We start from the raw sequence: 3,069 nt of genomic DNA, 5'->3' as shown, positions 1-3,069 counted from the left end.
ATAGAGCCAAGTAGCCCACAGGACCCCGACGGCGTTAGCCTAGGGGGACGAGGACTACAGGCGATAGCGTGACCCGAACGCCATTTGCCTGAAGGTTGGGTTTGCAGGAATTTGGCAGGCGGAAGGGGGCCCGCCTAATACTTAGCTGTCATTTTCTAATTTTGGCGAATATCCACACTTCCGGAGACAACCAACTTCATGGAATCGGGTTGAAAATATTTTTTAGCCAATGCCAATAATTCTTCGGGAGTGGTGTTTCGTACCGCATCCAGATTGGCTTGTAGCGTTTCCGGACCTAAGCCATAATTAAGTAAACGACCCCATACATCTGCTTGATTCAAAGCCCCATCCACGCTTCGAAGAAAGGTACCTTGCATATAGCTTCGAACCAAATCCAACTCTTGTGTAGGGATTAACTCTTCGGTTAAGCGTTGTAATTCGTAGTTAATTTCCTGAATTGCGGCGGCACTTACTTCAGAACCAACATCGGTACGGATTACCAGTTGGCCACTGTTTAAATTAGCATTCAAAAACGCAGAAATGCCGTAGGTATACCCTTTATCTTCGCGGATATTGGACATTAATCGGGAGCTAAAATATCCACCAAAAACGGTGAGTAAGAGGCGCATTTTTGGAAAATCGGGATGTAGGCGAGAGAACATAGGTTTACCCATTACCAAGCTGCTTTGGTTGGCCCCTTCGTGCAGGGTAAACTGATAATTTTGATCCAAAGGCTTGACCGGAACACCCGTTACCGGCATAGAAAAATCGAGGGTTTTACTTCCGAAGTGGGATTCGATCCAATTTAACATTTCAGGCTGAATGTTGCCTGCCAGGATGAGGCTGAAAAGTCCTTTATCAAGGTGATTTTTATAAAAGCTAAGCACATCGTTGTGGTTCACATCCAATGCTTGGTCGGGATGGGTGATGCGCCCCATGGGATGCTGATCTCCGAAGCACAAGCAATTGAAATTTGCCATAGCGGTGAAGCTAGTTTTCTTGTTTTCGGTAATTAAGCGCTGTTTTCGGTTTTGCGCATCCAATAGCACATCCGATTCTTTAAAAGCCGGCCGTTCCATCATTTCCAGGACCAAATCCATTACCGGAACAAAATATTTGCCCAAAGTATGCACAGAAATTTCGGTAAACTCATAACCCGGACTAAGGTTTAGGTAAGCTCCATATCCGTCGATGGCTGATGAAAAAGCCAGGCCAGAAAGGTTTTGAGTACCTTGTTGCCAAACGGAAACGGTGGTACTTGCCAGAAAAGGTTTGGTATTATTTTTCAATCCGGCATTAAAAAAGATGGAAATTTTTACTGCATCCACTGAGGTATCGACAACAGTATGGACGGGCAATCCGTTTTTTAAAACCAGGGTATCGTAGTGAGGAATTTCGGGTTGAGCCAGTTGAACAGTTGGGGGTGGTATGGTTCGGTTAATTGCCATGGAGAAAAGAGAATTTTAGGGTTTGGAAGCTTTGTAATAAAGAACCGATTCTTGTCCATGGCTCATTTTGGTTTGAACAAGACTTTGAATTTGTTCGGATCTGACGTTTTGGTATTTTTCCAAAACCCGATTAATTTCTCCGGCTTCGTGATAAAGTTCGTTTAGGCAAAGTCCGGTAGCCTTGGTAAGAACATTCATCCAGGAGAACGCCAAACCGGATTCGATTTTGTTTTTGACCTTACTCAATTCATCGGCAGGAATGCTATGGTTTTGGATACGTTCGATTTGTTCCCAGAGGAGATCTTCGGCTTGTTGCAAGGGAACTCCGGGGCGAATTTTACCGGTAAAAACCAGCATTCCGGGGTGGTGATCGCCTGTGATAAAGCAACTGATTTGACTAAAGATTTGCTTTTCTTTAACCAATTCATGGTAGAGTCGGGATGAAGAACCTCGACCCAAAATATCGCTGAGTAAATCCCAGGCATAAATGTCATCGTTGTTTTTGCCGCAAATGTGAAAACCCAGGTAAATCATATCATCGGGGACAGGTTTACTTATTTCGAGGAAACGGCGTTGAGTTTGAGGAGGTTCAACGGGCAGGTTTTTGGGTTGAATATTTCCCGCGGGAATATCACCAAACCACTTGTTTACCAGGTCAACCACCTTGTTAGCTTCCAGATTGCCGGCAACACAAATAATGGCATTGTTTGGGCGATAAAAGCGGTAAAAGAAATCCTTTACATCGTCCATAGTTGCATTGGCGATGTGTGACAATTCCATACCAATGGTTGCCCAGCGGTAAGGGTGCACCTGGTAAGCCAAGGGACGATAATGCAACCAGGCGTCGCCATAGGGTTGATTGAGATAGCGCTGTTTAAATTCTTCCATCACCACTTGTCGCTGCACTTCGAGACTTTTTGGGGTAAAAGCGAGTTCATTCATTCGGTCGCTTTCCAGCCAAAGACCGGTTTCCAGGTTTTCGACCGGCAGGGTGAGGTAGTAATTGGTGTGGTCGTTGTTGGTATAAGCATTGTTTTCGCCACCAACCCTTTGCAGTGGTTCATCGTAACTTGGAATATTTTTAGAACCTCCAAACATGAGGTGTTCAAACAAATGTGCAAAGCCGGTTTTGGAAGGATCTTCGTCCCTGGCACCTACATCATACACGATGTTAATTGCTGCGATTGGTGTGGATTTATCTTCGTGAAATAAAAGCCGAAGACCATTGGATAAAGTGAACTTTTGATATTCAATCATTAAAGCAAAAGTAAAAAACCAAAGTAGAGAATAACCAGTCAATTTGGAATAGATGCTAACAAAGCAGAAAAGAACAAATAAACCCAAATTCCAAAAGAAGTTAAACTTCTAGAATAAAACAGCTTACTAATGGCTGGCCTTCCTTTGGCCAAAGATAATTTTGAATGGAACAAGCTATATAAAACCTAGAAATTCTGGTCAAGGAAATGACATTTAGTTAAGGTTTAGCTTTTTGATATTCAAAGGAATTTAATTTATGTCACTTTTTGGCATTGCCCCAAAAAGTAACCAAAAAGGTCTAGGCTCAGCAAACGTCCACCCGCTCTTGCTGTTCCCTGAAAAACTAAGCAATGGGTCAAAGATG

At 43.4% G+C, this 3,069-nt stretch carries 2 protein-coding genes; both read right to left on the bottom strand.

What is annotated here, in order from left to right:
• Window positions 1-155 precede the first annotated feature (155 nt).
• Window positions 156-1,448: an insulinase family protein gene (locus K1X82_15270; GenBank protein ID MBX7183471.1), complete on the bottom strand. Its 1,293-nt coding sequence runs from the start codon at window positions 1,446-1,448 to the stop codon at window positions 156-158.
• 15 nt (window positions 1,449-1,463) lie between these two features.
• Window positions 1,464-2,705: an insulinase family protein gene (locus K1X82_15265; GenBank protein ID MBX7183470.1), complete on the bottom strand. Its 1,242-nt coding sequence runs from the start codon at window positions 2,703-2,705 to the stop codon at window positions 1,464-1,466.
• Between the last annotated feature and the right edge of the window lie 364 nt (window positions 2,706-3,069).

The organism is Bacteroidia bacterium (assembly GCA_019695265.1).
GTDB lineage: Bacteria > Bacteroidota > Bacteroidia > JAIBAJ01 > JAIBAJ01 > JAIBAJ01.
Note: the sequence above shows the minus strand (reverse complement) of the source record. Positions and strands in the feature narration are given on the sequence as shown.